A 26685-nucleotide genomic window follows, 5' to 3' on the forward strand; every position below is an offset into this window, starting at 1 on the left:
ATCTTGGTTGCCTTCAAATCCTGAGTTCGGCTCGATATGTCAGGTCGGCGTAAATCGCCAGAACACCTCGATCAGTCACCTTTACCCTCGGGAGAGGGAGCCGATCTTGGTTGCCTTCAAATCCTGAGTTCGGCTCAATATTTCAGGTCGGCGTAGATCAGTAGACCGACTCGGTCAGTCCCCTCTCCCTCCGGGAGAGGGCTAGGGTGAGGGCCTTCTAACTGACCCGCCGCTCAATCCCATGCTTACGCAGCTTCCTGTAAAGAGTGTTGCGGCTGACACCCAGTTGCTGAGCCGTTTGGGTCATGTGCCAGCGGGTTTGCTCCAGCGTATTGAGCAGAGCCAACCGTTCGGCGTCTTCCAGCGGATGATCGGACTCCTTAACCGCTAATACTGCCGGACTCCCCTGCCGAATCATCACCGGTAAATCCTCAACCCCGATCCGCCCTTCATCACACAACGCCGCCAGCGTACGCAGCACATTGCGCAACTGCCGCACATTCCCCGGCCACTTGAAGGCCAGCAAAGCCTGACGCGCCGGCTCTTCGATCAGGATCGCTTCAGCGCCCGCCTCTTCAGCCAGCAGAAAATCCAGCAACTGCGATTTATCACTGCGCTCGCGCAAAGCCGGCAACGCCACTTCCAGGCCGTTGAGCCGATAATACAAATCCTCGCGGAAGCTGCCATCCGCAACCCGATCCAGCAGATGGCGGTGGGTGGCGCTGATGATCCGCACGTTGACCGCTTCCGGTTCGCCGCCAATCGGCACCACCTGCCGATCCTCCAGCACCCGCAACAACCGAGTCTGCAAGGCCAGTGGCATATCGCCGATTTCATCGAGGAACAACGTGCCGCCGTCGGCCTGTTGCAACTTGCCACGCATGCCGTCCTTGCGCGCACCGGTGAAGCTGCCCCCGCGATAGCCGAACAGTTCGCTCTCGATCAGGCTCTCGGGAATGGCCGCGCAATTAAGGGCAACGAAAGCTTTGCTCGAGCGTTGACTGGCCTGATGCACGGCCTTGGCGAAGGCTTCTTTGCCGGAGCCGGTTTCGCCGTTGATCAACAGTGGTACGTCGCGCTCGAAGACGCGCAAGGCTTTTCGGAAGTCAGCCTGCAACGCCTCATCACCGAGACAGATACCCGACAAGCGCGGCGCCTCAGCCACTACCGGCGTCGATAGCATCGGTACAGGTTTGCGCGATTCCCCGCGCAACACAGCAAACAAATGTCGCCCGTCACAGGTGCGCAGTGGCCAACTGGCACTGGCATTGGCACTCGCGCGGCCAAGCAACTCATTCAGTGAACAATCGAAAAACGCCTCCACCGGTTTACCCAGCAAACCACCGCGAATATGCCCGAGCAAATTCAGTGCACTCTGATTCACCGCGCTGATCCGCCCTTCCCCGTCAAACGCCAACAAGCCTTCGCTGAACAACCCGACCGATTCGGCCTGCAGATGAAAACGCAACAACCATTGGTTATCGAAACAACGCAGGAAGTAGCAACTCTCGATCATCTTCGCCGAGAGGTTGACCAGCGCCATGGTGTGAAACTGGCTCTGCCGCGAGACATCGTGACGCGCTGAAGACACGTCGAGCACCGCCAACAGTTCACCGTGCGGGTCGAACACCGGGCTCGCCGAACAGGTCAGGCCGGTGTGACGGCCGCGGAAGTGTTCGTCCTGATGGATGGTCAGGGCCTGACGCTCGACCAAGCAGGTGCCGATGCCGTTGGTGCCTTCGCAGGCCTCGCTCCAGTCAGCACCAAGCCACAGCCCGGCGCGTTCGAAGATCTTGCGTTCGGCCGGCGCGGTGACGCAGTTGAGGATCACCCCGCGCGCGTCGGTCAGCAGCACCGCGTGGCCAGCGCCGGAGAGTTGTTGATGCAGGCTGCTCATTTCATTGCCGGCGATCTGCAGCACTTGTTGCAGGCGTTCGCGGCTTTCCAGTACGCGTCCGTGTTCAAGCACGGTCGGCGCCATGCTTAGCGCCGGGTCGAGGTGATAGTCCTCAAGACAGCGCAGCCATGAACGGGCAATCGACGGATCGGCGCCGGGCCCGTGCAGGTGCGGTTTGCCCCGGGTCACGGTGAGAACCTGTTGGGCATGGCGACTCAAATGATTGTCGTGCATTTCTTATTGTTCTCCCCGAGGCTCGACGGCCCAATGCTGAGGTGATGCCCAGCATCCTCCAGCCATCGACGCATTGCAATGCTGGCAAGACTGTCCGGTCTCTGGCTGTGCCAAAAGCGGTACAAGCTGTCACCCCCGCTGTACCGAAACCGTCACAGGTGCCATCCGCCCGTCCGACAAAAACCTGCCAAACCCTTGATTTACCTGCCCTGCACGGCAGTGGCCCGACCTTTGCTCTACGCTTATAGCAAGCGCACTTGCGCGTTTCTCTAATAAGTACAAAGCCAAGGAGAACATCATCATGCGTTACGCTCACCCCGGTACTGAAGGCGCCAAAGTCTCGTTCAAAGCCAAGTACGGTAACTACATCGGCGGCGAGTTCGTCGCGCCTGTCAAAGGTCAGTACTTCACCAACACCTCGCCAGTCAATGGCCAACCGATTGCCGAATTTCCCCGTTCCACTGCCGAAGACATCGACAAGGCACTGGACGCCGCCCACGCCGCTGCCGACGCGTGGGGCGCGACCTCCGTGCAGGCGCGCTCGCTGATCCTGCTGAAAATCGCCGACCGCATCGAACAGAACCTCGAACTGCTGGCGATCACCGAAACCTGGGACAACGGCAAAGCCATTCGCGAAACCCTCAACGCCGACATCCCGCTGGCCGCTGACCATTTCCGCTACTTCGCTGGCTGCCTGCGCGCCCAGGAAGGCAGCGCTGCCGAAATCGACGGCAACACCGTGGCCTATCACATTCACGAACCGCTGGGCGTGGTCGGCCAGATCATCCCGTGGAACTTCCCGATCCTGATGGCCGCGTGGAAACTCGCGCCAGCGTTGGCCGCCGGCAACTGCGTGGTGCTCAAACCGGCCGAGCAAACCCCGCTGGGCATTACCGTGTTGCTGGAACTGATCGGTGATCTGCTGCCGCCGGGCGTGCTGAACATTGTTCAAGGCTATGGCAAAGAAGCCGGCGAAGCGCTGGCCACCAGCAAACGCATCGCCAAGATCGCCTTCACCGGCTCGACCCCGGTCGGCTCGCACATCATGAAGTGCGCCGCCGAAAACATCATTCCGTCGACCGTGGAACTGGGCGGCAAGTCGCCGAACATCTTCTTCGAAGACATCATGCAGGCCGAACCGACCTTCATTGAGAAGGCCGCTGAAGGTCTGGTGCTGGCGTTCTTCAACCAAGGCGAAGTGTGCACCTGCCCTTCCCGTGCACTGGTACAGGAATCGATCTACGACGAGTTCATGGCTGTCGTGATGAAGAAAGTCCTGCAAATCAAACGTGGCGATCCACTGGACACCGACACCATGGTTGGCGCCCAGGCGTCCGAGCAGCAATTCGACAAAATTCTTTCGTACCTGGAAATTGCCAAGGGCGAAGGCGCTGAGCTGTTGACTGGCGGCAAGGTGGAAAAACTCGAGGGCAACCTGTCGACCGGCTATTACATCCAGCCGACCCTGCTCAAGGGCACCAACAAAATGCGCGTGTTCCAGGAAGAAATCTTCGGCCCGGTGGTGAGCATCACCACGTTCAAGGACGAAGCCGAAGCCTTGGCGATCGCCAACGACACCGAGTTCGGCCTCGGCGCCGGTCTGTGGACTCGCGACATCAACCGCGCCTATCGCATGGGCCGCGCGATCAAGGCCGGTCGTGTGTGGACCAACTGCTACCACCTGTACCCGGCACACGCCGCGTTCGGCGGGTACAAGAAGTCCGGCGTCGGCCGTGAAACCCACAAGATGATGCTCGATCACTATCAGCAGACGAAAAACCTGCTGGTGAGCTACGACATCAATCCGTTGGGCTTCTTCTAAAAACCCGGCGCAACACTGATGTTTCAGTGTTGCCCTATCGACCGCTATCGCGAGCAGGCTCACTCCTACAATTGCACCGTATTCCTCCTGTAGGAGTGAGCCTGCTCGCGATTGGCGTCCTCAATGACACAACACAAGGCCTGGCCGCTCTGGCACGGCCCTTGCGTACCCGTCATTCAGGTTTCGCACTAAAACTGCCGCTGCGTGAACAGCACTCATCCACCCAACTACTGCACCCGAAAGTCCAACAGATCGAACAATAAAAAAACAGAGAGGACTTATGACTTCCACCACACAGCTCAAACCCACACTCGGCACCCTGCATCTGTGGGGCATTGCCGTCGGCCTGGTGATTTCCGGCGAATACTTCGGCTGGAGTTACGGCTGGGGCACCGCGGGCACCCTCGGATTTCTGGTCACGGCGCTGATGGTCGCGACCATGTACACCTGCTTCATCTTCAGCTTTACCGAATTGACCACCGCCATCCCACACGCCGGGGGGCCGTTTGCCTACAGCCGTCGGGCGTTCGGCGAAAAAGGCGGATTGATCGCAGGCATCGCCACGCTGATCGAGTTCGTCTTCGCGCCACCGGCGATTGCCATGGCCATCGGCGCTTACCTGAATGTGCAATATCCGGAACTTGATCCGAAGATCGCCGCCGTCGGCGCGTATTTCGTCTTCATGACGTTGAACATCCTCGGCGTCAGCATCGCGGCGACCTTTGAGCTGGTAGTCACCGTGCTCGCCGTCGCCGAGTTGCTGGTGTTCATGGGCGTGGTCGCGCCGGGCTTCAGCTTCAGCAATTTCGTGCTCAATGGCTGGTCGGGCGCCAACGAATTCACCCTGGGTTCAATTCCGGGAATATTCGCAGCGATACCGTTTGCAATCTGGTTCTTCCTCGCCATCGAAGGTGCAGCCATGGCGGCCGAAGAGGCGAAAGACCCGAAACGCACGATTCCCAAGGCCTATGTCAGCGGCATTCTGACCCTGGTGTTCCTCGCCATCGGTGTGATGGTCATGGCTGGCGGTGTCGGCGACTGGCGCCAACTGTCGAACATCAACGATCCGCTGCCGCAAGCGATGAAAGCCGTGGTCGGTAATAACTCGTCGTGGATGCACATGCTGGTGTGGATCGGTCTGTTCGGGCTGGTGGCGAGTTTCCACGGGATCATCCTCGGCTACTCGCGGCAGTTCTTCGCCCTCGCCCGTGCCGGTTATCTTCCCAAAGGTCTGGCCAAGCTGTCGCGCTTCCAGACGCCGCATCGGGCGATTCTGGCTGGTGGCGTGATCGGCATCGCGGCGATTTACAGCGACGGCCTGGTCAATCTGCAAGGCATGACCCTGACGGCGGCGATGATCACCATGTCGGTATTCGGGGCGATCGTGATGTACATCATCAGCATGCTCAGCCTGTTCAGACTGCGTAAGACCGAACCGAATCTGGAGCGCACCTTCCGCGCCCCGGGCTATCCGGTGGTACCGGCGATTGCGCTGTTTCTGGCGGTGGTGTGCCTGATCGCGATGGCGTGGTTCAACACGCTGATCGGTTGTGTGTTCCTCGGTTTCATGGCCGCCGGTTACCTGTATTTCCAGCTGACCGCTAAGCAGCGCTCCGAAGCGCCGGCAGACGCTATGCTCGAAGGTATCTAGTTGCACCGGCACCGGGCCAAATACCTGGTGCCTGCATTATTGAAGTGCATACAACACCTGTAGGAGTGAGCCTGCTCGCGATCGCATCGACGCGGTATGACTGTTGTACCGAGTTGCCTGCATCGCGAGCAGGCTCACTCCTACACAAAAGCAGATTGCAGTAATTACTGGAGGACACCGCCCCATGGCCGCATTCGCCCATTCCGTCGGCGCCCAGACCTATCGCTTCGACAGCCTCAAGGACGTCATGGCCAAGGCCAGCCCGGCGCGTTCCGGGGACTTTCTTGCCGGCGTCGCCGCGCTCAACGACGGCGAACGCGTGGCCGCGCAAATGGCGCTGGCCGACATTCCGCTCACGCATTTCCTGCAAGAAGCGCTGATTCCCTATGAGGCCGATGAAGTCACCCGGCTGATCATCGACACACACGACAAGCAAGCCTTCGCCGTGGTCAGCCACCTCACGGTGGGCGGCTTCCGCGACTGGTTGCTCAGCGATGCTGCCGACGAAACCAGCCTGCGCGCCCTCGCCCCCGGGCTGACCCCGGAAATGGTCGCCGCCGTGTCGAAGATCATGCGCGTGCAGGATCTGGTGCTGGTGGCGCAAAAGATTCGTGTCGTGACCAAATTTCGCGGCACCCTCGGACTGCGCGGACGTTTGTCGACGCGCCTGCAACCCAATCATCCGACCGACGAACCGTCCGGCATCGCCGCGAGCATTCTCGACGGTCTGCTCTACGGCAACGGCGACGCGATGATCGGCATCAACCCGGCCACCGACAGCATCGCCTCGATCTGCGCGATGCTGGAAATGCTCGACGCGATCATCCAGCGCTACGACATCCCGACCCAGGCCTGTGTGCTGACCCACGTCACCACCTCCATCGAAGCGATCAATCGCGGCGTGCCGCTGGATCTGGTATTCCAGTCAATCGCCGGCACCGAAGCGGCCAACGCCAGTTTCGGCATCAATCTCAACGTCTTGCAGGAAGGCTACGACGCCGGCCTGAGCCTGAATCGCGGCACCCTCGGGCAAAACCTGATGTATTTCGAAACCGGTCAGGGCAGCGCCCTGTCGGCCAACGCCCACCACGGTGTCGACCAACAGACCTGCGAAACCCGGGCCTACGCCGTGGCGCGACATTTCAAGCCGTTTCTGGTGAACACCGTCGTAGGATTTATCGGCCCGGAGTACCTGTACAACGGCAAACAGATCATCCGCGCCGGCCTCGAAGATCATTTCTGCGGCAAGTTGCTCGGCGTGCCGATGGGCTGCGACATCTGCTACACCAACCACGCCGAAGCCGATCAGGACGACATGGACACCCTGCTGACCCTCTTGGGTGTCGCCGGGATCAACTTCATCATGGGCATCCCCGGCTCCGACGACATCATGCTCAACTACCAGACCACCTCGTTCCACGACGCCCTCTACGCCCGCCAGACCCTGGGCCTGAAACCGGCGCCGGAGTTTGAGCAGTGGCTGGCGAACATGGGCATCTTCACCCAAGCGGACGGCAAGGTTCGCTTCGGTAACAACTTGCCGCCGGCCTTCCGCCAGGCGCTGGCGCAACTGGGATGAGTCACATGGAAAAACCGCCCGTGGACCCGCAAAACCCTTGGCTGGAACTGCGCCGCCTGACCCCGGCACGGATCGCCCTCGGCCGTACCGGCACCAGTCTGCCGACCAGCGCGCAACTGGATTTTCAGTTTGCCCACGCGCAGGCACGCGATGCCGTGCATCTGCCATTTGATCATGCCGGACTCAGTGCGCAATTGACTGAACGCGGACGCGAAAGCCTGCTGCTGCACAGCGCCGCTACGGATCGAAACAGTTATCTGCAACGCCCGGATCTGGGGCGCAAGCTCAGCGATGAATCGGCGCAGGCCTTGCGTGAATACGCTGCGGCGCATCCGGGTGGTGTCGATCTGGCGATTGTCGTGGCCGACGGCCTGTCGGCACTGGCGGTGCATCGGCATACCTTGCCGTTTCTGACCCGACTGGAGGAGCAAATGAGCGCTGACGGCTGGTCGATGGCGCCCGTTATCCTGATGGAACAGGGTCGTGTTGCCGTCGGTGATGAAATCGGCCAATTGCTCGGTGCAAAAATGCTGGTGATGCTGATTGGCGAACGCCCGGGCCTCAGTTCGCCAGACAGCCTCGGTTTATATTTCACCTACAATCCAAAGGTCGGCCTGACCGACGCCTACCGCAACTGCATTTCCAATGTACGACTCGAAGGCTTGAGCTACGGCATGGCAGCGCACCGCTTGCTCTACCTGATGCGCGAAGCCTGTCGGCGGCAGCTGTCAGGGGTCAACCTGAAGGACGAAGCACAGGTTCAGACGCTGGAATCGGACGCCGGTGTAGACATGAAAGGTAATTTCCTACTCGATCCGCCCACAACCTGAACCGTTTCCGCATTGCGTTTCTGCGCCGGTTTCAGGCAGGATCGATGCACGGCCGCACGGGTTTCCCATCGCCGTCAGAGCAGTTGAAGACAGCCACTTGAAGACGAGACCTATCATGCGGATTATTCAAGCGACCCTCGAACATCTGGATTTGTTGACCCCATTGTTCGTCAAATATCGCGAGTTCTACGGTTCCCTGCCTTACCCGGATTCCTCCCGTGCGTTCCTTGAAAAGCGTCTGCGCCGCAAGGAATCGGTGATCTACCTGGCACTGGCCGACGATGACGACAAGAAGCTGATGGGCTTTTGTCAGCTCTATCCGAGCTTCTCCTCTTTGTCGCTCAAACGCGTGTGGATCCTCAACGACATCTATGTCGCCGAAGACGCGCGCCGGCAACTGGTCGCTGACAACCTGATCCGCACTGCGAAGAAAATGGCCAAGGAAACCCAAGCCGTGCGCATGCGTGTCTCCACCAGCAGCAACAATGAAGTCGCGCAGAAAACCTACGAGTCCATCGGGTTCAAGGAAGACACCGAGTTCAAGAACTACGTGTTGCCGATCAGCGAAGAGCTTTGACCGCGCATGCAGCCTGTGATGAGGGAGCCTGCTCCCTCAGCCACGTTAAATACATCCTGACAATTGTTCACACCCCGACATCCCCCGCGACAAAACCAACGCGCTTTTCATCTTTCAGACCGTATAATCCCGAGCTTTCCGGCTTGTAAGAAAAACTACACCCCGCTGTAGGCTTACACCCGAATCATCCGCACAGGCCTGCAGAGTCAGGCCGTCATACAGGTGCCCCCATGGATTTCAACCCGCTCGACCTTATCCTGCATCTCGATGTGTACCTCGATTTGCTGGTGAACAACTATGGTCCATGGATCTACGCCATCCTGTTTCTGGTGATTTTCTGTGAAACAGGTCTGGTGGTGATGCCATTCCTGCCGGGTGATTCGTTGCTGTTCATTGCCGGTGCCGTGGCCGCTGGCGGTGGCATGGATCCGGTGCTGCTGGGCGGCCTGCTGATGCTCGCGGCCATACTGGGCGACAGTACCAACTACGTGATCGGACGAACGGCGGGCGAGAAGTTGTTCAGCAACCCGAACTCGAAAATATTCCGTCGCGATTACCTGCAACAAACTCACGACTTCTACGACAAGCACGGTGGCAAAACCGTGACCCTGGCGCGTTTTCTGCCGATCATCCGCACCTTTGCACCCTTCGTCGCTGGTGTAGCGAAGATGCCCTACCCGCGTTTTTTCGGTTTCAGCGTGTTCGGTACGGTGTTGTGGGTTGGCGGTCTGGTGACATTGGGCTACTTCTTCGGCAACGTGCCGTTCATCAAGAAAAACCTGTCGTTGCTGGTCGTCGGCATCATTCTACTGTCGCTGGTACCGATGATTATCGGTGTGGTTCGCAGCCGCTTCGGCGGCACCAAAGCCCAATCGCACTAAGCCGATGTGGTCGCTGAGCGCCTGGCGTCGCCGGCGCACTCTGGCAAAGCACCCGATTGCCGACGACATGTGGCAACGGGTGCGCCATCACCTGAGCTTCCTTGACGGCATCAGCGCAGCCGAAGACCAGTGGCTGCGCGAAGCCAGCGTGCTGTTCCTTGCAGACAAACACCTGAGCACCCTGCCCGGCGTCGAACTGCATCAGGAACAACGCCTGTTGCTCGCCGCCCAGGCGCAGCTGCCGCTGCTCAATCTCGGCGATCTGAACTGGTATCAGGGTTTTCATGAAATCGTCCTCTACCCGGACGATTTCCTCAGCCCGCAACGTCATCGTGACGCCAGCGGTGTCGAGCATGAGTGGGACGGCGAACACAGCGGCGAAGCCTGGCAGCAAGGGCCGATCATTCTTGCCTGGCCGGGTGTGATGGCCAGTGGTGGCTGGGAAGGCTACAACCTGGTGATCCACGAACTGGCGCACAAACTCGACATGCTCAACGGCGACGCCAATGGCCTGCCGCCGCTGCATGCCGACATGCGTGTCAGCGACTGGGCCGACGTCATGCAAAAGGCTTACGACGACCTCAACCGTCAGCTCGACCATGATCCTGACGCCGAAACCGCCATTGATCCCTACGCCGCCGAAAACCCCGCCGAGTTCTTTGCGGTCACCAGCGAGTACTTCTTCAGCGCCCCGGATCTGCTGCACGAGGCTTATCCACAGGTCTATGCGCAGTTGCAGCTTTTCTACCGGCAGGACCCGCTGGGCAGGTTGCGGCAACTTCAGGCCACAGACCCGGTCTATCAGGCGCACGACTAAGGTCTGCACGACTTTCGGTACATGGCGTCGACGGCAGAATATGCCTATAATCGCCGCCACTTTTTGGTCAATCCGGCCAAGTGTTTTTGGTCAACTACGGGGGCAACGCCCAATGAGCTACAGCAAGATTCCGGCTGGCAAAGACCTGCCGAACGACATCTACGTCGCGATCGAGATCCCGGCCAACCACGCGCCGATCAAATACGAAATCGACAAAGACAGCGATTGCCTGTTCGTTGACCGTTTCATGGCCACCCCAATGTTCTACCCGGCCAACTACGGTTACATCCCGAACACCCTGGCTGACGACGGTGATCCGCTCGACGTACTGGTTGTGACCCCTTACCCGGTTGCCCCAGGTTCGGTAATCCGCGCGCGTCCAGTCGGCATCCTGAACATGACCGACGACGGCGGCGGCGATGCCAAAGTCATCGCAGTACCACACGACAAGCTGTCCCAGCTGTACGTCGATGTGAAGGAATACACCGACCTGCCGCCACTGCTGATCCAGCAGATCGAGCACTTCTTCGCGAACTACAAAGATCTCGAAAAAGGCAAATGGGTCAAGATCGAAGGCTGGGCCGGTGCAGACGCCGCCCGCGAAGCGATCACCAAGTCGGTTGCCGCCTACAAAGGCTAAGCAGTTGCGCTACGCGTGAGGCTTGAAGAAAACCCCGGTTGATCCGGGGTTTTTTGTGCTCGGGAAAAGCCGCCTTAAACAGAGTGTTTATGACGGACTACAGAAAAGTTTTATCTTGTGTAATTTCCCACAAGAACGTCTTACATCCCGTCGCAAAATTCAGCCCGTTTTTGAACGCCCGGTTTATTCAAACCGCTCTGGCACGGCCGTAGACTCCGTGTTTATGAGAAAGAACACTAGCGGTCCAAGATTCAAGGCACTCCTGGAAGCTGCGAACATCTCGACGACGGGTTTCGCAAAGTTCTGGGGCACGGAAGCCCAAAATGTCCACAACTGGTACACCCGGGGCGTCCCGGCGTATCGCATGGAAGAAGTCTCACGCCTGCTGTCCGTCAACAGCGAATGGCTGAAAACCGGACAAGGCACAAAAGAGCTGCCAAGCCTGACTCCGCCAGCCAGCAATGGCGACAGCTTCGACGCTCAGGATCCCCAAGGGTCCTATCGATTCATCCATCCCAACGACATCGAACTGGCCTTCTTCAAAGAAACACCCCTGACCAACGGCTCCGACAAAACCCACGTCATCCAGGACCCTGACCTGTCCATCCGCCTGCTGCGTGCACCACTGGATCAACTGGAAATCCGCCACGCCGACGCCATCTGCGCGCACATGATCGGCAACAGCATGGCCGAACGCATCGAAGACGGCTCCATCGTCGCTATCGACCGCAGCCTGACCCAGGTCGTCGACGGTGAGATCTACGCCATCGAACACGACGGCATGCTGCGCATCAAATACCTGCACCGCATGCCCGGCAACGGCCTACGCCTGCGCAGCCACAACAACGCCGAATACCCGGACGAAGTGTTCCGCCCGGCACAGATCGAGGAGCAAAGGATTCACATATTGGGCTGGGTGTTCTGGTGGTCGACCGTGAGCAAGCGGCGGCCGGTGGTGCCGTTTCTATGATCTCACGGCCTGCAAAGCCTCCTGTAGGAGTGAGCCTGCTCGCGATGAGGCCCTGATAATCGGTACAAATCTCGAATTTGTTCGACTGCGGTTGCTCTAAACCGCACTTCAGGCTGGGAATCCACAACAAAACTCAGTATCCTGCGCCCCACATTTGCGCATCGACCCGCCCCGCGGCTCAGACAGCGCCCGACGCGGCAGACCAACGTCTGACCAAGTCCCACAGCCGGACGCAGATCCGGATGTACGTTTTGAAGGCTGGCAAGGCTTACCAAAAATAGGCCAAGCCAGTCCCCGAGAAGCCGGCCACAAGCCGGCTTTTTAATGCCTGAAATAAACCCGGCCTACCGTCTGAAACATAAATTCGCGCTTGTCGAACAGAAGAGCCTCTTGGTACCGTAACGACAAACGTCATTACAGGTATTTCATCATGGCCTCCATCAACATTCGCATCGACGATGATCTGAAGCAGCGCTCCTTCGCCGAACTGGAAAAGCTGGGAGTAACCCCCTCAGAGCTTTTGCGTCAGACACTCCAATACGTCGCCGAGCGAGGCAAGCTACCCTTCAAAGCAGCATTGCTCAGCGAGGAAGATGAAGTACTCATAGCCGTAGTCACCGAACGCCTCGCGGCACCTCAACGAGTCAAGGTAAGTCTGGATGACCTATAACCTTGAATTTGATCGTCGTGCTTTAAAGGAGTGGAACAAACTCGGCGATACGGTTCGCCACCAGTTCAAGAAGAAGCTCACAGAGGTATTGGAGAATCCTCGAATAGAAGCCAATCGACTTCGCGAGCTCCCGGATTGCTACAAAGTGAAGCTGAAAAGCGCTGGCTATCGCCTGATCTATCAGGTCCTTGATCAAGAGATTGTGGTGTTTGTAATCGCAATCGGGAAGCGAGAGAGAGAAGCTGCTTACGAGGTTGCGCAGGACCGTCTTTCGCTCCTGCCCTGAGTCGGTCCAATGTCTGCGACCTGAAATTGGGCAGCAACCCGCAGCCCAATTCCCTCACGGATAACTAAACGCCTTAACCAACGTCAACTCCCCCACCGCCCGCATCGGGATCAGAAACGTCTCCATCTTCTCACTCGGCGTCCCCTCTTCAGTAATCACCGTCACCTGCGCCGTGGTCAGTGCCTGTACCGCCTCATCTCCACCCTCATCATCCCCGCGATACCCACCGCCGTAATAATTCACATACACCAGATATTGCCCCTTGATCGGCGCCGGCATGGCGAAGATTTCCGGGCCATAACCGGTGGTGACGTCAACATCGAGCGCGGCGCCGTTGGCGGCGCTGCGGTTGCCGTACCAGATGTGCGCGCCGTCAGGGGTGATCAGGTGCAGGTCGAGGTCGGTGCCGTCGCTGTCCCACGCCAGCAGTACGCGCAGTTTTGCCGGGGTGGCGCCGCCGCTGGTGTTGAGAAATTGCGTGCGGTGGCGTTGCTGGCCGTCGGGACTGCGCACTTCGACGCTGTTGCTGCCGTTGGGGAAGGAGAACGGGCGGTCGAAGCGGCCGCTGTCGTCGATTTTCAGCGGCATGCTCACGCCATTGACGATCAGGCGGCCGGGCTCGTTGTTCTTTCGCGCAGCTTTGATCTCGCCGCTGATGCGTGCGGTATTGGCCTGGCCGACCGGGGTGTTGACCGATGAGGCCGGGTAGTTGACGGTCTGACGGAAGCTTTCGCCCTCGCCTTCGGGTGCGCCGCTGCGCCAGCCGCCGACCGGGGTGTCGAGTTTGACGCTGTCAGCGGCCATCGCCGGCGCTAGCGCGGTCAATGTGCAGAGCAGCAGCAAGACCTGTGGATAACGGAGTTTCATGGTCTATTCCAGCAAAAGGTGACGGGCGAGCCCTTCGATGTAGGTTTCATCCTGGCCGTTGGGGTGTGCTTCAAAGGCCAGGTGCAGATATTCGTGGGTCAGGTCGAGGCGATCCTGCAGGGTCAGTACGCCACGCACGTAAATACGTTGGCGTTCGCGATCGACAAAGGGACGACCGAAGGCGAGTTTGCACACGGCGAATGTGCTGACTTCGTTGTAGCCGGTTTCGCTTTCCAGCTTCGGGCGCCAGCCGCGTCGCTGTTTCTGCAGCCAGTCTTGCGCGGCGGGCAGCGCTTCGCAGGAGGCGACCGGATTGTCCCAGCGACTGAGGCTGGCGCGCGGATAGGCGTGCAGCAGAATGGCGTCGTAGCGCTGACCGGCATTGGCCTGCTCGACGGCTTGTTGCCAGGCGAGTTTGTCCGGGCCGGGTTGATCGGAGTGATAGGTGACGGTGCTACCGGCCAGTACCAGATCCGCCGTCCACGCCGCGATGTTGCGTGACTCGGCCGAGGCTGGACGCGGTGCGACGCGTTGGCGATTGCTGCTGTCGTCGATGCTCAGGCAATCGCCGTTGCGCGTGGCGTTTTGCAGCAGATAAGTGCGGATTGCCACGGCCAGCGCTTTGGCCGCTTCGGCGGGTTCCGGTTTGGCTTCGCGCTCAAGGACGCGAGCTACATATTCTTCGCGATCAAGCCTTGCGACGAGTTTGTCGTTGAGCAGAAACAGTTCGCCGTCACTGTGGATATCCAGCGCGTTGCCATTGGCGAATTCGACGCGGTAATCGCCCTGCAACGGGCCGGACGTCACCATCCGCTCACCATCCAAAACCCGCGTGAGCGGATAGCGCGAGAACAACCCGACTTCAACACAGCGCCCGGCTTCTGCCGGCCATGCGGCGGGCAACACCGTCGCCAGTGCCTGTCCGTAATGGCGCAAAACCATCTGACTGGTACCACGCCCACCCGCCCAGAGCGGAGATCCGTCCGCGGTCCAACCGGCGAAACCACCCTGGCGCGACTGCGGATCCTGATCGCCAAGCCAGCTCCAGGTTTTCACCCGCAAACGCCCGCCCAGTTCGCCGACGACATTACCGTCCGCCGCATTCAGCACCACATCGAGCAGCACTCGACGCGCTTGATCCTGCGCCGGCAAAGCAGCCAAGACCTTCAACAACTCGATCACGGAAACCCGTTGAGCCGGCTGCACCGACGGCAAATCCAGCAGCCACGATGGCGCCCGCCGCGCCTGCCAATACGTGCGCCAGTCGGCAGAAGAAAGCCCCAATCGCGCAGGCTCAAAGTACAACCCGCAGGATTTCACCAACGCCTGATCACGCTCGATCCTGCTACCCGCCGAGCAGCAATAAACCTCTTCCTTCGACTGTCCGCGACATTCATAAGCAGGCTCACGCGCACCGGTATCGACCAGCCATGCGTATACGAACAATTTCCACAGACTGCCCAACGGGGTATCGAGCGTCGGCGGCAAGGGCTCGCGGGCGATCAATTGCGTCTGACTCAGCGACAACAACTCGCCCTTATAGGCCACGCGCAACGGCTCATCCTGCGCCGTCGCCAGCGCAGGTATCACACACATCAGCAGCCACAGCAGCGGCCGGCTCATGTCAGTTGACCGTGACCTGACCAAGGGCGGCTTTCGCTTCCTGGGCCTGATGCTGCGGCGCGTAGACTTGCTTGAAGCGCACCGGCGGCAGGTTGAACTGGCCCTTCTGCGAGAAGCGCACCAGATGGCGCAGGCGCAACTCACCACTCAACGCATCGACCGGCACCGCGTACGCCAGTTGACCCGGTTCGAAGCGCGCCTTCTCCAGCGCGGTCGGCTCGGTGCCGTCCTTGCCCTGCAACTTGATGCCCCAAGTGGTGCGCTCGACATCGGCGCCCGGTGGTAGCGGCACTTCGAGCATGCCGTAGCGCAGCGGTTTCGGCGCTTTGCTGGTGAGGATCACTTCGTCCAGATACAGGCTGTCGCTGGACAGCGGCTTGCTGCCGATCGGCTCCAGTTTGAAGGTGAACGCTTCGTCGCCCGGCACCAGTCGCGACAGGCGACGGGTAATGGTCACGGCCATCGGATCGACTGCCGCTTGCTGGGTCTGGAAACTCAACGCCGCGCGCAGCGGACGCTCCTGCGTACCGGACACCGACAACACGCTCGGCACTGGCGTCGCGCCCTGCCACGTCCAGTACATCTCGCCGCTGGCTCCGTAGTTCTTCTTCCAGCCTTCACCCGGCGTCAGTGCAATGGTCGGCGACGCCTGGGCGATGCTGCGTTGCAGCCAGGTCAGCGCCAGCGCACGTTCGAGGGTCGATTGCTGCGGCAGCAAACGTTGCAACAACGCCGTAGCACGCGCCTGATCGAATGCTTGCAGCGACAGGTTCAGCGCCTCGGCGAACGGCTGCGAACTGACCGCCAGACGCTGTTGCGCAGCCCCCACCTGACGATTGAACGTTTCCGGCAAGGCAACCTTCGACTGCGTGGCCAACGCAGCGGTCAACACCCGCGCCGCCGCCAGACCGAGCGCCGAATCCGGGTCGCTCATCACCAGACTGTCTTCGCCGTCGTCCATCAGGGTTTCGGCGTTGCCTTCACCGGCCTTGGCCAGATCCTCCATCAAGCCGCTGAGCAAGGTGTTCACCGGCAAATGCATCTGCTTGGCGAACGACAGAATCAGCGCGCGCTGCAGCAACGGTGTGTTCGGCGCTTGCTTGGCGTAGACCTCCAGCACTCGCTGCCAATGTTCCGGCGGCAAGGTCAATTCCAGCACCTGGCTAGCGTTCCAGTCGGCGTAGTAAGCGTAAGCCGTGAGGAACGCATCCGGTTCACCGTCGTAGCCCCACCAGGTGAAGCTCGCCGACGGCCCGGCCATTTGCACCAGACGCAGACGGCTGTTCTGCATGATCAGACGCAAGCGATCACGAATCTGCGGATTCGATGCCAGCGATGGATAGGCAATGCTCAACGGCAGCAAACGGCTGGCAGTCTGCTCGACGCCGCCGTACGGATAGCTGAGCAGATCATCGAGTGCCGAGCGGAACAACGCTTGCGGGCTGTCATCCAGACGCAGGCGAATATCGGTGGCGTCGGCCGGCAGACTCAACGGTGTGTCACCGCTGGCCACGTCGAGGCTTTGAGTCTGAGTGACTTGCCAGCCGTCACCGGTCGCACTCAGGCGCACGGCGAGAGAGTCGGCGGCCTTGCCGTCCTGCACCAACTCCGCCGTCCATTCGCCGGAAGCCAATGAGAACGCCGGCAGCGGCAGATAATTGATGCCGTTGTTCAGGGTCACAGGCAGACGCTGTTCGGCGCCCGCATAGTGAGTCACCAGTTCAGCCTTGACCGGTTTCTCGGCCTGACTGAACGCAAACACGCCAAGTTGCGGCTGATCACCCTTGCGGAATTTGCTCGGCCCGCTCCACTTCAGGTACAGCGGTTTTTCCGAACGCACGAACTGCTTCTTCTGCCCGACCTGACCATCATCGGCAATTGCCCGCGCGGTGATGCGCCAGCGGGTCAGCGAGTCCGGCATCTTGAAGGTGAAACGGATTTTGCCGTCGGCCCCGGTCAACAACTCTGGCTGCCACGCAGCGGTATCGACGTCCTCACGACGCGGCCGCTCCAGCACTTTCACCCCGCGCTCGCTGCGGTTGGCTTTGCCCGGTGCGCCGGGGCTGCCCGGCAACGCGACGTCGTAACTGATGAACGACAGGCTGGCACTGGTGCGCACGTTGTTACGGCGCGGGTGATAGAAGAACTGGTCGATGGTCGGCGCGACTTCCGCTTGCAGTGCGTAGACCATTTCGTCGACAACACTGACGGTCAGATGCGCCGGAACCGCTTTGCCGGCGAACTGGGTGGTCAGATCAACCGTGACCGTGTCGCCCGGCAGGTACACCGCTTTGTCGGTGCTGATCGCCACGTCGATTTGCGGCGCAACCACTTTGATCCCGGCGTTCTGGAAGCTGTACTGACCGCCCTTGGTGTAGAGCACGGAGAAGGTCAGGTTCGGTGCAAAGTTGTCCTTCACCGGAATGCGCGCGCGGTATTGGGTGTCGCTGAGTTTTTCCAGTTTCAACCAGTCGCCGCCCTTGGCCAGCAGCGCGGTGGCTTCGACCTTGTCGCGTTCCAGCGAGAGCAACGCATCACTGACCGGCTCCGGGAAAGTGATCAGCGCCAGCGCTTCATCGCCGGCCTTGTACTCAGGCTTGTCGAGGACGATTTCCACAGTGCCCGGTACCGCTTTGACGCCGTCGCCAGTGACCGAATGCCCCGTGGCACCGAGGACGCGACCGTGTTGATCTTTCAAGGTCAGGTTGTAAGTGCCCGGGCGTTCGAAGGCCATGCTGAAGCCCTTGTCAGTCGCCGCGAGCTTGCCTTCACCGGTGCTCTGGTCTTCCAGACGTACCCAGCCATAGGTGCTCGGCGTCACCGCTTTGCTTTGCTCGGTGCCGCCCTCGTTGGCGTAGCTGAATGCGACTTTGTCGCCGACCGCGCTGAAGCGTTGCGGCGCACTCAGACGGAAGCTCGCCGCGCCACGGTCGATAAGGATTTCCTTGGTGGTCTTGACCCGATACGCCGCGCCATCGCTGGCGAACACGGTGAGCATGTAGCGGCTCGGCTTGTCGGCGGCCGGCAGGTCGAGGCTCGCATTGCCTTTGCTGTCGGTGGTCAGTTCGGTGCTGGTCAGCTCCACCGGGAATTGCCCGAGGTATTGCAGCTCGTTGTCGACCATCGACAGTTGCTGGGCGCGCAGGCTCAGGGTCAACTTGGCGTTGGCCACCGGTTTGCCGTCCGGGTACAGCAACAGCAGACTGCCTTTGACCGGCTCGCCAGTGCGGTAATCCTGCTTGGCCAGATTCAGCGAAATCTCGAAGTGCGGCTTGATGTACTCGGCCACGCGGAAAGCGCTGCTGTAAGCCTGGTCCTTATAGTTGAAACGGATCTCGTAACCACCGGCCACAGCGTTGTCCGGCAACTGGAAGCGGCCCTGAGTGCCGGCCTTCGAATCGAGCTTCAGGTCGAGGTGTTGCAACTCAGTGCCTGTGGCGTCAAGCACGCTGACCGTGACATCTGCAGCACCCGGCAACACCGAGTCCCGCGCATTCTTGAACTCACGACCAACGATTTTCAGCGACACCCAATCACCTGGGCGATACAGCGGCCGGTCGGTGAACGCGTAGAGTTTGGTGTCGTAGATTTCGCTGTCGTAATAGAAGTTCTCGGAGACGAACACCCCGCCTTCTTCGTCCTCGCCGATGACGAACGAACGCTCCGGGCTGACGTGTTTCAGGCGCAGCAAACCGTCAGTATCGGTGGCACCGCTGCTCATCACGCCGAGGCCGTCGGTCCACAGCACATTGACCTTCGGTACCGAACTGCCTTCGTGTTTGCGCGCGGCCCAGACCAGCAATTCATCACCGGCAATCTTGCTCACCGCGACGGTGTTGGAGACGAACACCATGGTGGTTGCGCGGTACTTGCCGATCAGCGCTTCGACCAGGTACAGACCCGGCTTCAGATTGCCCAACGGGATATAAACGTTACCCGGCGCGACGCTGACGAAATCGCTCGAAGACCCGGCCAGATTGACCCCTTCCGGCGGCTGAATCGGCTTGGCCTGCCACAGCGGATAACGGAACTGGCTGACCACCGGCAGACCCGGAATCAGCGCAAATTGCGGCTGCGCGTCGTACGGCGTCGGCGCTGCGATGGCGTTGCCCATCTTCAGTTCCGGCACTTCTTCGGTGACCTGTTTGCGCGATTCATAAGAGAACGCGCGCTGCATCACCCGTCGGGATTTGCGGTACCAGTTGTCCCACAGATACGCGAGGGTGTTGGACAGGCCTTCACCCTTGAACTGGCCGTCGCTGACCACGCGATGCAGATTCTTTTGACGCTTGAGGAAATCCAGCGGTTTGTCGATGCGGTACACACGAATATCCGCGCCGCCGTACGGTTCCATGCGGAAGCGACGGTAATCACGGCCCGGCGCTTCGAGACGGACCATTGCCTGTTCATCAGCAGCAAAACTGCTGTCGGCGAGCAGGAAAAAGCTTTCACCCGAGACCGGCGTGTAGCCGCTCGGCTCGACCGAATCTTCGGCGCTGACGGTAGCCACTGGCAGCAACAGCGCCAGCAGCAAAGGAATTCGGGAGCAGAGTCGCAACATGCGGGCACCGGTCATTGGGAGAGAAAGTTCAGTCGATAGACGCCGATGAAGTTGGGGTTGGCTGCGTCGGGTATCCATCGGGTGTCCTTCCATGTCATGAGTTGCTGCAGGCTTGCCGAACGCATGCCGTTGTCAGTGGGGGTGGTGGTGCCGGTGTGATAGGCGATGTAGCGGCCCATCCAGATCATCAGGTGCTGGTCGTCGCCCTGATCGAAAAACATCAAATCACCGGGCCGTGCCTGCGAGACGTCACGGCTGACCAGATGACTATTGAACTGAATCAGTTTGATCGCGTTGACGTACGGCCCGACCTTGCCGCCGCCCTGCTGCCATTGCTGGGCGAGCTTGCGTTGCTCATCGCTGAGCGACAGCTCTGGCGGCAGGTAGCGATTGGACAGGCCATTGCTGCGCAGCCATTTGTCGTCGTGGACTTTCAGCGCTTCGTTGGCGGCAAAACGCACCAGCCCGGCACAGTCCTGCTGATACCAGCGCGGACTTGGGCCTTGGCTCAACTGCTCTTGAGCGATGCGCACGAACCAGGCGCGAAACACCTGGGATTGCGCCAGATCGAGTGCGGGTGCTTCAACGGCGCGGGCGCCCGCACTGAGCAACAGCGCGAGCAGGCCGAGGCTGCGGATCAGTGTCGTCACAGCGCTTTCCATTCCAGCGGCAGCCACTGCCAGTGGCCGTCAGGCTCGCTGCCTTCAGGCAGCGTCAGCGCGTACTTGCCGTAGCCGCCGAGGGTGCGCAGCTTCGGAATCAGATAGGTTTGCGCGGCGTTGTAGAACACCGGCTCCATGTCCTGCGGCAGGCTATCGAGGGTTTCTTGCTGCATCAGCTGCGCCATCGAATCCGGGCCGAAATAGATCGGCATCAGCACGTCTTTGGGCAACACGTCGGCCATCGGCGGGAAGCGTTTGTCGAGGGTGCCGAGGGCCTTGTCGACGAGTTTGTCGTCGAGGGAAAACAGCAGCGTCGAACCGTGGCGAGCTAGGCTGACCTTCATGAAAGCCTTGCCGGAAATCGCGTCCGGGTTCTCCGCAGTTTTCGCCGCATACGGGCCGAAGTTGGAGCTGACCTGACGCTGCCAGACGTGGTTCTGGCCTTCCTGCTTCTCGACTACCGGGAACACGTTTACTTCAACGTTGGCTTCGAATGCACCGACCATCGAACCGAACAGTTTGCCAAGATCACCGTCGAGTTTGCTGCTGTCCTCGTCTTTCAGACTGGCCACCAGCAATGGCGTGTACAACCGCGAATCGGCGTACCAGCACAGGCCTGCCGCGCCGGCCACGTGTTCGGTGAGAGTTTGCGCCACGGTTTCTTCAGCGCCGAGTTTCACCAGCAATGGTTTTTGCGGTTCGGCCGCGACCGGAAGGGTCACGCAGGCACTTGCGCCCAGCGGCATTGCTTGCCAGACCGGTTTGAAATCGAAGTCGGGCTGGTTGTCCAGTTCGTCCATGGCGAGGTAGCTGTGCCAGCCCTTGTCATCCATGTCGAAGCGCAGCCCGGCGAAGTTCGGGATGAAACGTTGATAACCCATGGCCAGAACGCTGGAGTTGACCGACAGGCGTTGCTTGGTTTCCGGAGTTTTCGCCGGCAGGCCGAACGCTTCGGGGAACAGTTTTTCGCCATTGAGCAGCGCCGCCAGCGCTTGTGGCGAGACATGGCCGGATTCCTCGGAGGCGCCGCTTTCCGGGTCGTAATACTTGGCCGGGTTGGACAGCACCACCAGTTTGTCGCCGTGGGAGGCGAACAACAGGGCTTTGCTGGCGTTATAGGTCAGTTGATACAGCGGCACAGTGTCGCCGCCGACCTTGAGTTCGCTCATCTGACTGAGCTGCGTGTCATCCAGCGCAACCTTTGCCAATGGCTCGAGCAGTTTCGCCAGCCCACCACGATCCATCACCAAAAGGAAATCCTTCAAGCGCCCATCCGCGCCACGCCACAACGCAACGTCGGCCGGTTGATCGAAAAGCTGCTCGATCAGGCTGTCCTGCAACTTCAGATCATGCTCGTAAATGATCCGGCGCAGACTGCCAATCAGCCCCAGGCGGTCGGCGTGGGTTTCGTAATAAAAGACGAAATCTTCGGTGAGCGTGGCCTTGAGGAACGGCACCGTCAGCAAGTCCTTGGGCAACTGACTCAGCGAGCGGGTTTCCAGCAACGCATCCGGGCGGCTGAGGCCGAGCTTGTCACTGGCCAATTCCGCCGGCGGCGCCTTGGGCTTGAGCAGCAGCCAGCCAAAACCACCCGCTACACCGGCCACCAGGCACAACCCGGCCAGCAGCAAGGGCCAGCGCCGCGAAGGTTTGGCCGCTGGCGTGTCGGCAGCCGAAGTAACAGTGTTATCGCTCATCTTTTCGCTCATTTCCCAAAGCTCAGGATTTCATCCGTGGCGGAATGCTTAATAGTTGAAAGTCTTGACCAGCAGCAGATCACCGATCGCCCGCAGGGGCACGATGAACGTTTCGCGTTTTTCGTCGACGGTGTTTTCGTTGAGCACCAGCGTGATTTGCGAGGTGATCACCTCGTTCTGGTTGCTGGTCTCCTCGAAGTTATAGCCGCCGTTGCCGAAGTTGCCCCAATAGTTGACGTAAACCAGATAAGTGCCGTGCAGCGGCGCAGTCATGGTGAACATTTCCGGGCCGGGGCCGTCGACGCCATCCGGGTCGAGACCGCCGCCATTACTCAGCGCCGGCTGCGCCCAGAACGCATGCTGACCGTCGGGCGTGACAATGTGCAGATCGAGCTCGGCTTTTGGATCGTCCCAGCCCAAGACAAGACGAATTCGCGCCGGCGTGCGCAAATTGTTTGCTTCATAAAATTGCACGCGCTTGAGCGACTGGCCTTGGGCGCTGATCACTTCGACGCTGTTGGAGCCGGCGCCGAACGCGTAGGGCCGGGCGAAACGGCCCTGGTCGTCGGTGTACAGATTCAATGGATTGCCATTCACAGCGAGGCTGTGCGGCGGGCGCATATGGCCGATGGCCTTGAGCTGGCCCTGGATCATCGTGCGATTGCGCTGAATGCCGCGATCAATCGGCGGCGTGGGATAGGCGACTTGCGGGTTTTCCGTGCGATCGAGCAAGCCGTGATAGCGCCAGCCGCCCACCGGTTCCGACAGTTCAGCGCTCGGCGCGGCCGACAGCGCGGGCGCGCAGGCCAGGCCGATCAGTAGCCAAAGAAATGAACGCATGTAATGCCTCCTGCCATGCCTGAACGAAACCTTGCACCCGATCCTCGGTACTTCACAGCGGTGAAAACTGCGTTTCGTCTGAAAGACCCGTGACTGTAGGGTCGTAGAAGGCGCGAAGATTAGCCATTTGGCAGTTTTTTAACAATCGGATACATGTGCAATCGCTGTAGGAAACCTGCTTTTCAAGGGGCGTGAGCCGAATAGAGAGATTATTCGGCTCACAAAATGAGCCGAATAGGTTTCAGCCATCCCGAATCGCCTCAGGAAAAAGGGCCGGTCGCACCCCGCTCATTTGCCCATAAACCCCCTATCTGCTAGTGTCGCGCCGGTTTAACGTCAACCGGAAATCGCCGCCATGGCCCGCAAAAAAGCTGCACTGGATTTCGAACAGTCCCTCGCCGACCTGCAAACATTGGTCGAGCGTCTGGAGAACGGTGAATTGTCGCTGGAAGACTCGCTGACCGCTTTCGAGCAGGGCATCGGCCTGACCCGGGATTGCCAGGCAGCGCTGGCGCAAGCCGAGCAGAAGGTGCAGGTGCTGCTGGAGCGCGATGGCGAACTCGCCGAGGAACCCTTCGACGCGGAACAGCCAGAATGATTGCGGCGTATACGGCGAGCAGCCAGACCCGGGTTAACGCGGCTCTGGAAACCCTGTTCAACGCGCCGTTGCCGGAATTGGCGCGGCTTTACGAAGCCATGCGCTACAGCGTGATGAACGGCGGCAAACGCGTGCGTCCGCTGCTCGCCTACGCGGCGTGCGAAGCGCTCGGTGGCAAGGCTGAACAAGCCAACGGTGCGGCCTGCGCGGTTGAGCTGATCCACGCTTATTCGCTGGTTCACGATGATTTGCCGGCGATGGACGACGACGATCTGCGTCGCGGCCAGCCGACCACCCACAAGAAATTCGACGAAGCCTGCGCGATTCTCGCCGGTGACGGCTTGCAGAGCCTGGCTTTCAGTGCCCTGCTCGACCCGCGCCTGAGCGATTGCAGCAGTGACATCCGCCTGCAAATGGTCACCGCGCTGGCTAATGCCGCAGGCCCGGCAGGCATGGTCGGCGGTCAAGCCATCGACCTCGGTTCGGTCGGCCTCAAACTCGATCAGAAAGCCCTTGAACAGATGCACCGGCACAAGACCGGCGCGCTGATCGAAGTCAGCGTCAAACTCGGCGCTCTGGCCAGCGGCCGTGCCGAGCAGGATGAACTGCGTGCCCTGCAGACTTATGCACAGGCCATCGGTCTGGCCTTTCAGGTGCAGGACGACATCCTCGACGTCGAAAGCGATACCGAAACCCTCGGTAAACGCCAAGGCGCCGACATCGCCCGCGACAAGCCGACCTACCCGGCGCTGCTCGGCCTCGACGCCGCCAAGGCTTATGCGCTGGAACTGCGTGATCAGGCTCTGCACGCCCTGCGACCGTTTGACGCGGCCGCCGAGCCCTTGCGCGAGCTGGCCCGGTATATCGTCGAGCGGCGCAACTGACGGCGTATCCGCCAAAAAAGACCAACGCGTGGGCAGGGGGCGATGCATCAGGTAAACTGCCGCATCTTCTATACCTATAACGATTCGCCTGATGCCCACGACGTTTCATGAGATTCCCCGCAAGCGCCCGACCACGCCCCTGCTCGACCGCGCGAACACGCCGGACGGCCTGCGCCGGTTAGGCGAAGCCGAGCTGGAAACCCTGGCCGATGAGTTGCGCCTGGAATTGCTCTACACGGTCGGTCAGACCGGTGGGCATTTCGGTGCCGGCCTGGGCGTGATCGAGCTGACCATCGCGTTGCATTACGTCTTCGACACACCGGACGACCGTCTGCTGTGGGACGTCGGGCACCAGGCGTATCCGCACAAGATCCTCACCGGTCGCCGCGAGCGCATGGGCACCCTGCGCCAGAAGGACGGCATTGCCGCGTTCCCGCGTCGCGCCGAGAGTGAATACGACACCTTTGGCGTCGGCCACTCCAGCACTTCGATCAGCGCTGCACTGGGCATGGCCATCGCCGCCCGCCTGCAGAACAGCGATCGCAAGGCAATCGCGGTGATTGGTGACGGCGCGTTGACCGCCGGCATGGCTTTCGAGGCGCTGAACCACGCGCCGGAAGTCAACGCCAACATGCTGGTGATCCTCAACGACAACGACATGTCGATCTCGCGCAATGTCGGTGGCCTGTCGAATTATCTGGCGAAGATCCTTTCCAGCCGCACCTACGCGAGCATGCGTGAGGGCAGCAAGAAAGTCCTGTCGCGCCTGCCCGGCGCACTGGGAAATCGCCCGTCGTACTGAAGAATACGCCAAAGGCATGCTGGTCCCCGGCACCCTGTTCGAAGAGCTGGGCTGGAACTACATCGGCCCGATCGACGGCCACGACCTTCCAACCCTGATCGCCACCCTGCGCAACATGCGCGATCTGAAAGGCCCGCAGTTCCTGCACATCGTCACCAAGAAAGGCAAGGGTTTCGCCCCGGCGGAAGTCGACCCGATCGGCTACCACGCGATCACCAAACTCGAACCGGTCGATGCTCCGGCTGCTGCGCCGACAAAGGCTGGCGGTCCGAAGTATTCGGCGGTGTTCGGCGAGTGGCTGTGCGACATGGCTGCTACTGATCCGCGTCTCGTCGGGATTACCCCGGCGATGAAGGAAGGCTCGGATCTGGTGGCGTTCAGCGAACGCTTCCCGCTGCGCTACTTTGACGTGGCGATTGCCGAGCAACACGCGGTGACATTCGCGGCCGGCATGGCCTGCGAAGGCGCAAAACCGGTAGTGGCGATCTACTCGACGTTCCTGCAGCGTGGTTACGACCAGTTGGTGCATGACGTCGCGGTGCAGAACCTCGACGTGCTGTTCGCCATCGACCGCGCCGGCCTGGTGGGCGAAGACGGCCCGACCCACGCTGGCAGCTTCGATCTGTCCTACCTGCGTTGCATCCCGGGCATGGTCATCATGACCCCGAGTGATGAAAACGAACTGCGCAAAATGCTCACCACCGGCCACCTGTACAACGGCCCGGCAGCTGTGCGCTATCCACGCGGCACCGGCCCGAACGCGACGATCGACAAAGACCTCGAGCCGATTGAAATCGGCAAAGGCATCGTCCGTCGCCAGGGCAGCAAAGTCGCTCTGCTGGTGTTCGGCGTGCAACTTGCCGAGGCGCTGAAGGTGGCTGAAAAACTCGATGCCACCGTGGTCGACATGCGTTTCGTCAAACCGCTGGATGAAGCGCTGGTGCGCGAGATTGCCGGCAGCCACGAGTTACTGGTGACGATCGAAGAGAACGCGATCATGGGCGGCGCCGGTGGCGCGGTCAGTGAATTCCTCGCGCGAGAGAACATCCTCAAGTCGATGCTGCACCTGGGCTTGCCTGACGTCTACGTCGAACACGCCAAGCCTGCGCAGATGCTGGCCGAGTGCGGGCTGGATGAGGCAGGGATCGAAGCGTCGATTCGTGAGCGTCTGGAATTGCTCAACAAGTAATCGCAATACCTGTGCAAAACCCTGTGGGAGCGAGCTTGCTCGCGAATGCGGACTGTCAGTCGACTCACTCATGACTGACCCAACGCATTCGCGAGCAAGCTCGCTCCC

At 60.3% G+C, this 26685-nt stretch carries 20 protein-coding genes and 1 pseudogene; 14 read left to right on the plus strand and 7 right to left on the minus strand.

Going from position 1 to position 26685, the window contains the following annotated elements; all coding sequences use genetic code 11:
• Positions 1 to 217 precede the first annotated feature (217 nt).
• Complete coding sequence (locus tag AB4O11_RS04865; protein WP_460130273.1) at positions 218 to 2131, minus strand: sigma-54-dependent Fis family transcriptional regulator; 1914 nt, start codon at positions 2129 to 2131, stop codon at positions 218 to 220.
• Positions 2132 to 2432: 301 nt separating this feature from the next.
• Between AB4O11_RS04865 and exaC the strand changes: the two genes are divergently transcribed.
• The 11 genes from exaC (at position 2433) to AB4O11_RS04920 (ending at position 12854) form a co-directional block, all read left to right on the plus strand.
• Complete coding sequence (exaC, locus tag AB4O11_RS04870) at positions 2433 to 3953, plus strand: acetaldehyde dehydrogenase ExaC (RefSeq protein ID WP_016984137.1); 1521 nt, start codon at positions 2433 to 2435, stop codon at positions 3951 to 3953.
• Between the two features lie 280 nt (positions 3954 to 4233).
• Entirely contained in the window at positions 4234 to 5604 is a 1371-nt protein-coding gene (gene eat / locus AB4O11_RS04875) for an ethanolamine permease (protein WP_099757281.1), read from the plus strand.
• Positions 5605 to 5788: 184 nt separating this feature from the next.
• Positions 5789 to 7183 carry an ethanolamine ammonia-lyase subunit EutB gene (locus AB4O11_RS04880; RefSeq protein ID WP_454563301.1) on the plus strand — a complete coding sequence of 465 codons (1395 nt, stop codon included), beginning with the start codon at positions 5789 to 5791 and terminating at the stop codon, positions 7181 to 7183.
• The gene (eutC, locus tag AB4O11_RS04885) at positions 7180 to 8013 is read left to right on the plus strand and encodes an ethanolamine ammonia-lyase subunit EutC (RefSeq protein ID WP_460130275.1); all 834 of its coding nucleotides are present in this window, start codon (positions 7180 to 7182) and stop codon (positions 8011 to 8013) included. Before AB4O11_RS04880 ends, eutC begins: the two co-directional genes overlap by 4 nt.
• A gap of 115 nt (positions 8014 to 8128) precedes the next feature.
• Positions 8129 to 8590 carry a GNAT family N-acetyltransferase gene (locus AB4O11_RS04890; RefSeq protein WP_007910890.1) on the plus strand — a complete coding sequence of 154 codons (462 nt, stop codon included), beginning with the start codon at positions 8129 to 8131 and terminating at the stop codon, positions 8588 to 8590.
• A 230-nt stretch (positions 8591 to 8820) separates the two neighbouring features.
• Positions 8821 to 9471: a DedA family protein gene (locus AB4O11_RS04895; RefSeq protein ID WP_064118832.1), complete on the plus strand. Its 651-nt coding sequence runs from the start codon at positions 8821 to 8823 to the stop codon at positions 9469 to 9471.
• A gap of 4 nt (positions 9472 to 9475) precedes the next feature.
• Positions 9476 to 10288 carry a M90 family metallopeptidase gene (locus tag AB4O11_RS04900; RefSeq protein WP_320336268.1) on the plus strand — a complete coding sequence of 271 codons (813 nt, stop codon included), beginning with the start codon at positions 9476 to 9478 and terminating at the stop codon, positions 10286 to 10288.
• Positions 10289 to 10400: 112 nt separating this feature from the next.
• Positions 10401 to 10928, plus strand: coding sequence for an inorganic diphosphatase (ppa, locus tag AB4O11_RS04905; RefSeq protein WP_003205933.1), 528 nt, complete (start codon positions 10401 to 10403; stop codon positions 10926 to 10928).
• Between the two features lie 223 nt (positions 10929 to 11151).
• Positions 11152 to 11898, plus strand: coding sequence for a S24 family peptidase (locus AB4O11_RS04910; protein ID WP_093434520.1), 747 nt, complete (start codon positions 11152 to 11154; stop codon positions 11896 to 11898).
• A gap of 430 nt (positions 11899 to 12328) precedes the next feature.
• The gene (locus AB4O11_RS04915; RefSeq protein WP_016984130.1) at positions 12329 to 12568 is read left to right on the plus strand and encodes a type II toxin-antitoxin system RelB/DinJ family antitoxin; all 240 of its coding nucleotides are present in this window, start codon (positions 12329 to 12331) and stop codon (positions 12566 to 12568) included.
• Entirely contained in the window at positions 12558 to 12854 is a 297-nt protein-coding gene (locus AB4O11_RS04920; protein WP_016984129.1) for a type II toxin-antitoxin system RelE family toxin, read from the plus strand. The genes AB4O11_RS04915 and AB4O11_RS04920 overlap by 11 nt, the downstream gene beginning before the upstream one ends.
• A 54-nt stretch (positions 12855 to 12908) precedes the next feature.
• Here the strand turns inward: AB4O11_RS04920 and AB4O11_RS04925 are convergent, their stop codons facing one another.
• The 6 genes from AB4O11_RS04925 to AB4O11_RS04950 are packed head-to-tail and all read right to left on the minus strand — an operon-like array spanning position 12909 to position 23104.
• Positions 12909 to 13721: a YfaP family protein gene (locus tag AB4O11_RS04925; protein ID WP_460130278.1), complete on the minus strand. Its 813-nt coding sequence runs from the start codon at positions 13719 to 13721 to the stop codon at positions 12909 to 12911.
• Between the two features lie 3 nt (positions 13722 to 13724).
• Positions 13725 to 15344: a DUF2300 domain-containing protein gene (locus AB4O11_RS04930; RefSeq protein ID WP_460089058.1), complete on the minus strand. Its 1620-nt coding sequence runs from the start codon at positions 15342 to 15344 to the stop codon at positions 13725 to 13727.
• A gap of 1 nt (position 15345) precedes the next feature.
• On the minus strand, positions 15346 to 19920 hold the full coding sequence (locus tag AB4O11_RS04935) for an alpha-2-macroglobulin family protein (protein WP_460130280.1): 4575 nt from the start codon (positions 19918 to 19920) through the stop codon (positions 15346 to 15348).
• Complete coding sequence (locus AB4O11_RS04940; RefSeq protein ID WP_460089060.1) at positions 19917 to 20567, minus strand: DUF1175 domain-containing protein; 651 nt, start codon at positions 20565 to 20567, stop codon at positions 19917 to 19919. Before AB4O11_RS04940 ends, AB4O11_RS04935 begins: the two co-directional genes overlap by 4 nt.
• On the minus strand, positions 20552 to 22264 hold the full coding sequence (locus AB4O11_RS04945; protein ID WP_099757288.1) for a DUF2138 domain-containing protein: 1713 nt from the start codon (positions 22262 to 22264) through the stop codon (positions 20552 to 20554). Before AB4O11_RS04945 ends, AB4O11_RS04940 begins: the two co-directional genes overlap by 16 nt.
• A gap of 48 nt (positions 22265 to 22312) precedes the next feature.
• Positions 22313 to 23104, minus strand: a complete 792-nt coding sequence (locus tag AB4O11_RS04950; RefSeq protein ID WP_186621763.1) for a YfaP family protein — start codon at positions 23102 to 23104, stop codon at positions 22313 to 22315.
• Between the two features lie 355 nt (positions 23105 to 23459).
• Here AB4O11_RS04950 and AB4O11_RS04955 point away from each other — a divergent pair, with 355 nt between their 5' ends.
• The 3 genes and pseudogenes from AB4O11_RS04955 to dxs all read left to right on the plus strand — a co-directional run bounded on the left by AB4O11_RS04955 (position 23460) and on the right by dxs (position 26577).
• On the plus strand, positions 23460 to 23702 hold the full coding sequence (locus tag AB4O11_RS04955; RefSeq protein WP_003228627.1) for an exodeoxyribonuclease VII small subunit: 243 nt from the start codon (positions 23460 to 23462) through the stop codon (positions 23700 to 23702).
• Positions 23699 to 24586, plus strand: a complete 888-nt coding sequence (gene ispA, locus AB4O11_RS04960) for a (2E,6E)-farnesyl diphosphate synthase (protein WP_099757289.1) — start codon at positions 23699 to 23701, stop codon at positions 24584 to 24586. The genes AB4O11_RS04955 and ispA overlap by 4 nt, the downstream gene beginning before the upstream one ends.
• Before the next feature lie 91 nt (positions 24587 to 24677).
• Positions 24678 to 26577 (plus strand): annotated as a pseudogene (gene dxs, locus AB4O11_RS04965) (1-deoxy-D-xylulose-5-phosphate synthase).
• Positions 26578 to 26685: the final 108 nt, after the last annotated feature.

The sequence above is a fragment of the Pseudomonas sp. H1_D05 genome (genome assembly GCF_054682705.1).